Raw genomic sequence first — 6,286 nt, 5'->3', positions numbered from 1 at the left:
CGTCATCGAGACGGCGGCCTCGTCCTCGAAGACCAGCCACGCCCCGAGCGCCGCCGCGGTGGCTTTGCCCGGGGCCAGGTCTCCTTCACCCAGCCAGCCAGCCGGCCACCGCCGCATCGTCACGTTCGACAGCCCGCCGCGCAGGCTGCTGACACGACCAGCCGTGCCGCCGCAGCAACTCCCACACCCCGCGAATCGACAAAGACACACCCAGCTGCTCAGCGATCAGCAGCCGCACCCGCGAAAGCGTCCACCGCTCATCCACCCACCCCTGAGCCATCGCGCCGTCCAGCAGGAGCGGCTCGAGCACGGCGAAGTCGCCGTCGCCGACCTTCGGCCGCTTCGCAGGCCCCGAGACCCCGTCTGGGCCCGCCGTCGGCGCCCGCAGGACACCGATCACCTCGCGCAGGTCCTGCAGCGCCTGGTGCGCGCTGTCGCGGATCACCTCGGCCGCGCGCCGAACGTCCGCCGCGGGGGCGCCCGGATTGAACTCCAGCGCCCCCGCATGGACGCTCAGCAGCGACAGTCGGTGGGCGAGGACGTCGTGCATCTCCCGGGCAATCTCCTCCCGTGCCTGCCGTCGGGCCTCGCCGGCGGCCCGGACCGCGCGTTCCTCCAGCGACGCAATCAGCGCCCGTCGGGAGCGTACGTACAGCCCCCAGCCGATAGCGCCCGCCACCAGCGCGAAGTAGGTGAGGGCCGAACCGGCCGCCTCGGACTCCGCGTCCGGCCCATGCGCCAGAAGCACGAGGAGCTGCACCAGCGCGACCGTCGCCACCCAGGCAGTGACCCGCCGCTCCCGGTGCACCGCAACCGTGAACAGCGCCACCAGCGTGGCCCCGGTCAGATGATGGAAGTGCGTCCCGGCCAGCATCAGCACCACGGCCAGCTGCGCCGGCCACCGCCGCCGCAGGAACACCGATGCGCAGGCCAGTCCGCCGGTCGCCTGGTCGGCGATCTGCTCGCCGCCGGACATATCCTCGTCCAGGTGCACCGAGTCCGCCGTGACCAGGGAGAAGACCACGGCGAAGAGGAAGAAGGCGATGTCGACGAACCAGTCGCGGCGGCTGCGCATACCGCCGAATCTACGTCCGCAGTGCAGCCGCCCGGCTCCTGCGTACCGCAGGTCGATACTTTCGGACTACAAGCCCGCCGCCTCCGTATACCAACGACCGATACTGGCCCTGATCTGGGATTTCTACCGTTGAGGTCATGAAGGGCACTCTTGGTTTCATCAGCTTCACGTTCATCGTCGGCGGCCTGCAGGGCATCATCCACGAGGCCTTCGGCAAGTGGATCCCGCTCATGGGCTTCATGAAGCACCTGTACATCGACGGCTACGAGATCTACATCAGCATCGCGCTCATCGTCCTGGGCATCGCGGTGGGCACCGCCGCGCGGAAGGCCCCGAAGGAGTAAAGGCCGCTCAGACGGTCAGTGTTGAGCGGACGTGTGGCAGAGCGCTGATCAGGGACGAGGCAGGAAGGATGGGATCCCGAGGTCGACTGAGCGGTCCGGTTGCTCAGACCTCAGAGCCTGCTTCCGTTTCTCGCGCAGGAACTGCAGTGTGAGATCGATGCCTTCGATCTCACCCAGCCAGCCCTCGGTCTCTGCTTGCTTCCGGCGGGCTTCCAGATCCTCTTCCAGTTCGTTCAGACGTGACAGCATCTTGGGATTCACCTGAAGCATCGGGCAACGCAGACAAGCGTGCTCATGTTGGCAAGGTGTGCCGTAGGGGCGGGCGCAATTTCCCAGTTCAACCTTGCGGCGGTCGAAGTGTTCTTGGAACTCGTCCCACTCATCGGTCGTTGCCAACCTCACTTCGGGAAGCTGCCCACGGTCAGACGGGATCACTCAACGTAACGAAGCACTACTAGGTGACTGACGCAACCAGGACGCGAGGCGCTGCGTCGATCACTGACGGAACTGCTGACGCACGTTGATGAAGGAGTGCACGATGTTACATACGAGCGGCCCTCTCACCTCTGCGATGAGCCGGCGCACGCTGCTTGTGGCCGGTACGGCCACCGCCACGGCCCTGCTCGCGACCGCGCCCGCCCGCGCCTCGGACGGTGTCACTGACCGTCTTCGTGGGCTGGAGGAGCAGTACGGGGCCCGGCTGGGGGTCTACGCCCACAATGTCCGTACAGGGGAAACGATCCGGCACCGTGCCGACACGCTGTTCCCGATCTGTTCGCTGTTCAAGACGCTCGCCGCCGCCGCGGTGCTGCGCGACCTGGACCGCGACGGCGAGGTGCTGGCCCGCCGGATCCACTACACGGCGGCCGACCTACTCGAAAACTCGGACGTGACAAAGGAACACCTGGCCACGGGCATGACGATCGCCGAGCTGTGCGACGCCACGATCCGCCACAGTGACAACACCGCAGGCAATCTGCTGCTGCGCGAACTGGGCGGCCCCACGGTGATCACCCGTTTCGCCCGTTCCCTCGGTGACCCGGTAACCCGGCTGGACCGGTGGGAGACGGAGCTGAACTCGGGCGAGCCGTGGCGGATCACGGACACAACCAGCCCGCGCGCGATCGGCCGCGCCTACGCCCGACTCGTCCTCGGCGATACGCTCAGCCGGCCCGACCGTGCGCTGCTCACGCACTGGCTGCTGCACAACCAGACCAGCAGCACCCGCCTGCGCGCGGGGCTGCCGTCCTCGTGGGCCGTCGCGGACAAGACGGGTGGTGGTTCCTACGGCACCAACAACAACGTGGGTATCGCCTGGACGGAGGACGGCACCGCGCTGGTGCTCTCCATCATGTCCCGCAAGTTCGACCAAGGCGCCGCGACGGAGAACAAGCTGATCGCAGACACCGCGCACCTCTTGGCCGGCGCACTGCGATAGCACCACCCACACGTCTACGCACGACACGCGGCGGCCGGCCGGCTCGGTTTTCGTTCCAGCGCGATTGAGGGACATCAGGCAGGCGCCCTGCCTCACCGGATCGTCCCGGAAGACGAATGCATCGTCCTCGACATTGCGCGCGATGACCGGTGCCCTCGTCGCAACCGTGCCCCGGGACACCGCCCGGAGGGACAGTCCGAACTCGCCCGGCCCTGACGCGAGCGTCAGGGCCGGGCCCGCAGCCGGTCTCAACCACTTTCGCGCGAGGGCGACAGCCATCGCAGCCACAGACGAGTACGCCCTGAAACCATATGCCGGCGCTCTTCCCAGTACGGGACCACCTGGACCCGGCGCGAGGAATTGTCAAGACTTGTGGATGAGGAATGGTTGCCTGCTGGCAGGCGAAGGGACTTGAGTCTCCAGTAGGGGGAGATACAAAGGTGGGGGCATGGACGGCGACACGCTCTACTCGATCGGTGAACTCGCTCGACGGACCGGTCTCACGGTCAAGACCATTCGGTTCTACTCCGATCGCGGAATCGTGGCACCGACGGACCGCAGCCCGGCCGGCTACCGCCTCTACAGCATTGACGCCGTCGCACGCCTGAACCTCGTGCGGACCCTGCGCGAGCTGGGACTGGACCTTCCCACGATCCGCAAGGTCGTGGACCGCGAGCTCTCGCTTCCCGAGGTCGCCGCGGCGCACGCCGAAGCACTGGCAGTGCAGATCCGCGTCCTGCGCCTGCGGCGCGCGGTGCTGATGGCGGTGGCCGAGCGCGGGTCCACCCCTGAGGAGACGGAACCCATGCACAGGCTGGCCCAGCTTTCCGAGGACGAACGCCGACGTCTGATCGGCGAATTCCTCGACGCCGTCTTCGGCGGTCTTGACGCCGCCCCCGCATTCGCGGGGGTCATGCGCTCGATGACCCCCGAGTTGCCCGACAACCCGGAGGCAGAGCAGGTCCAGGCGTGGGTGGAGTTGGCCGAAATTTCCCTGGACCCGGGTTTCCGCGCCGTCATGCGGCGGATGGCCGAGGACCAGGCAGCCGAGCAGACCCGAAACGACATGATGGGCCCGCGCCGCGACATTGCCGCAGTCGTTCGTGACCAGGCCGGCCCGGCTCTGACCGCCGACATCGACCCGGCCTCGCCCCAGGCCGATCCGATCGTCGCGGCGTTCATGGCGCACTGCGCGCACCTCCTCGGCCGCCCCGACGACGTTGAGCTTCGCCGCCGGCTGGCGACTCGGCTGGAGAGCGTGAGTGACCCCCGCAGGGAGCGGTACCTCCGGCTGCTCGCAGTGGTCAACGGCTGGCCGGCCCCGGAGAGTCTGGCTCCAGTGTTCGATTGGTCCGTCCAGGCTCTGCGTGTCCGGACCCCGCAATGACAGGGCGGTCGCAAGACGGCATGGGGCGGACGGGGCTGGCGTCGGGTGAAAACGCCGCCGCATATGATCGGTTGATGAGTGCCCTGGTCGTACTTCAGGTGGCCGCGTCGCCGGTCTCTCCCGCTCTCGTTCTTCGCCCCTGGTGCATGGAGGACGTTGCCGCATTGGTCGAGGTGAGCCGGGATCCCGCACTGCGCCAGTGGGCGAACTCTGTCGTGGACAACGATGCCGACGGGGCACGCTGGGTGCATGCTCAGCAACAGGGCTGGGCAGCGGGGTACCGGTTCGGCTTCGCCGTCCTTGAGGCACAACCCGGTTCAGTTCGCGAACAGTTGGTGGGCAACGTGGTCCTCAAGGAAGTCACCTCCGGCAAACCGGCGGCCGAAGTGGGCTACTGGACCGCGGCGCACGCTCGCGGGCGGGGAGTGGCCTCCCGCGCTCTGGAGGCACTCACCAGCTGGGCCTTCGACACCTTCGAAGCCGACGGGCTGGAGCGTCTCGAACTCCTGCACCAGGTGGACAACCTGGCATCGTGCCGGGTTGCACAGAAGAGCCGCTACGACTTCGACACCATCCTGCCCGCAGCACCGCCCTCCTTCCCCCGCGATGGCCACCTGCACATACGGCGCACGAGTGCCTGAGATCCTCCCGGCCTCTGCGGATCGGCTGAGGCTGCTCACGCCGAGAGGGTCTCGGGGCGTTCGACGAGGTGGCCGCGTTCGAAGCGGGCCCCGGCACGGACCAGAGCGACGAGGTGGGGTGCGTTCACAGCCCGCCAGCGGGCCTGGGCTGACTCGACCAGCTTGAAGACCATCGCCAGCCCGGCGGCCGGCACCCTTCGTCACCTCGGCACGGCCATCGAGGGACTCAGCACTGAAGGCCGTGACCTGCTCGGGCAGCAGCCTGGATTCCGGGGCTTCGGGATCTTCGTGGACCGGGAGCTCGGAAAGCGGCGCTGTCACGTTGTTGGGTGGGTGGGTGTCTGATGGTGCGTCGTGGCGCGTGGAGCCCGGTTCCGGGCTGTGCTCAGGCCGTGGTGGAGGGGTAGGCGGCGCCGGTGATCTGCTCCCAGATTGCGAAGCGGACGGTCATCTCGGCGCGGTAGTGGTGTGCGGGCATCAGGTGTCGGCGGGGTCGGAAGTGGGGTGAGATGCCGCTGAACGCGGACAGGGACCGCTGGGCTGCGCCGGTGCCGCGGAAGCCTTTCATCGCCCGTTCGCGCTGCCTTGTTGGCTGGTGGCTGTTCTCCGCCCGGTTGTTCAGCCCCTTGTGGGAGCGGTGCTCGACGGAGGGCATGACCTCGCGGTGGGCCGCGCCGTAGGAGCGGAGCTTGTCGGTGACGATCACCCGCGGCACCATGCGGGTCTTCTTCATCAGGCGGCGCAAGAAACGCCTGGCCGCGGCCTTGTCCCGGCGGCTCTGTACCAGGATGTCCAGGACGTTGCCGTCCTGGTCGACCGCCCGCCACAGGTACTTCTGTTCCCCATTGATCTTGATGAAGACCTCGTCCAAGTGCCACTTGTCACCAGGTCGGGGCCGGCGGCGGCGCAGCGAATGGGCGTACCGATGCCCGAACTTGGCGCACCAGCGGCGCACCGTCTCGTAGGAGAGGACGATCCCGCGCTCGAGCATCAGCTCCTCGACCTCGCGGAACGACAGCGGGAAGCGGTGATACAGCCACACGCAGTGGGAGATGACCTCGACCGGGTACCGGTGCCCCTTGTACGACGGAGCCACGGCCCCCACGGAACAGCCCCCTCCAACACGATCAACCAGAAGATCATCCCACCCGCTCAGCCAACGTGACAGCGCCCTCCGCAGAGAACGTCACTTGCCGCGCCCGCATCACCGCCCTCGAAGACGACCTGACCGCTGCCCGCACCAGCCTCCGCAGGATGATCCGTGACGAAAACCTTCGGTGAGCGATCACGGCAGCACCGCTGACCCAGGACGCCCATCATGTCCAGCGCATGCCGATGGCTGCCAGTTGCTCCACCCGCTCCGGCGCCAGGGCCGCGGCCCTGGATCTCTGATTCCCGACC

The 6,286-nt window shown here is 67.7% G+C and carries 7 protein-coding genes and 1 pseudogene; 4 read left to right on the top strand and 4 right to left on the bottom strand.

The window, feature by feature from the left end:
* Positions 1–85: 85 nt before the first annotated feature.
* Positions 86–1,075, bottom strand: coding sequence for a winged helix-turn-helix domain-containing protein (locus ACZ6BB_RS42050; RefSeq protein ID WP_471620358.1), 990 nt, complete (start codon positions 1,073–1,075; stop codon positions 86–88).
* A 137-nt stretch (positions 1,076–1,212) separates the two neighbouring features.
* Here ACZ6BB_RS42050 and ACZ6BB_RS42045 point away from each other — a divergent pair, with 137 nt between their 5' ends.
* Positions 1,213–1,419 (top strand): hypothetical protein, encoded by a 207-nt coding sequence (locus tag ACZ6BB_RS42045; RefSeq protein WP_471620357.1) that lies wholly within the window; start codon positions 1,213–1,215, stop codon positions 1,417–1,419.
* Between the two features lie 48 nt (positions 1,420–1,467).
* Here ACZ6BB_RS42045 and ACZ6BB_RS42040 read toward each other — a convergent pair whose 3' ends face one another.
* Positions 1,468–1,815 carry a hypothetical protein gene (locus ACZ6BB_RS42040; RefSeq protein ID WP_471620356.1) on the bottom strand — a complete coding sequence of 116 codons (348 nt, stop codon included), beginning with the start codon at positions 1,813–1,815 and terminating at the stop codon, positions 1,468–1,470.
* A gap of 142 nt (positions 1,816–1,957) precedes the next feature.
* Between ACZ6BB_RS42040 and bla the strand changes: the two genes are divergently transcribed.
* The 3 genes from bla to ACZ6BB_RS42025 all read left to right on the top strand — a co-directional run bounded on the left by bla (position 1,958) and on the right by ACZ6BB_RS42025 (position 4,885).
* Entirely contained in the window at positions 1,958–2,857 is a 900-nt protein-coding gene (bla, locus tag ACZ6BB_RS42035) for a class A beta-lactamase (RefSeq protein ID WP_471620355.1), read from the top strand.
* A 448-nt stretch (positions 2,858–3,305) separates the two neighbouring features.
* Positions 3,306–4,244: a MerR family transcriptional regulator gene (locus tag ACZ6BB_RS42030; protein ID WP_471620354.1), complete on the top strand. Its 939-nt coding sequence runs from the start codon at positions 3,306–3,308 to the stop codon at positions 4,242–4,244.
* Between the two features lie 74 nt (positions 4,245–4,318).
* On the top strand, positions 4,319–4,885 hold the full coding sequence (locus ACZ6BB_RS42025) for a GNAT family N-acetyltransferase (protein WP_471620353.1): 567 nt from the start codon (positions 4,319–4,321) through the stop codon (positions 4,883–4,885).
* A gap of 35 nt (positions 4,886–4,920) precedes the next feature.
* On the opposite strand, the pseudogene ACZ6BB_RS42020 reads toward ACZ6BB_RS42025, so the two are convergent.
* Together ACZ6BB_RS42020 and ACZ6BB_RS42015 are read right to left on the bottom strand one after the other, a co-directional pair.
* Positions 4,921–5,073 (bottom strand): annotated as a pseudogene (locus tag ACZ6BB_RS42020) (IS256 family transposase); the annotation flags it as partial.
* 197 nt (positions 5,074–5,270) lie between these two features.
* A complete protein-coding gene (locus ACZ6BB_RS42015) occupies positions 5,271–5,990 on the bottom strand; it encodes an IS6 family transposase (protein WP_471620352.1) in 720 nt (239 codons plus the stop codon).
* Positions 5,991–6,286 lie beyond the last annotated feature (296 nt).

It is taken from the genome of Streptomyces sp. NPDC041108 (assembly GCF_055592645.1).
Note: the sequence above shows the minus strand (reverse complement) of the source record. Positions and strands in the feature narration are given on the sequence as shown.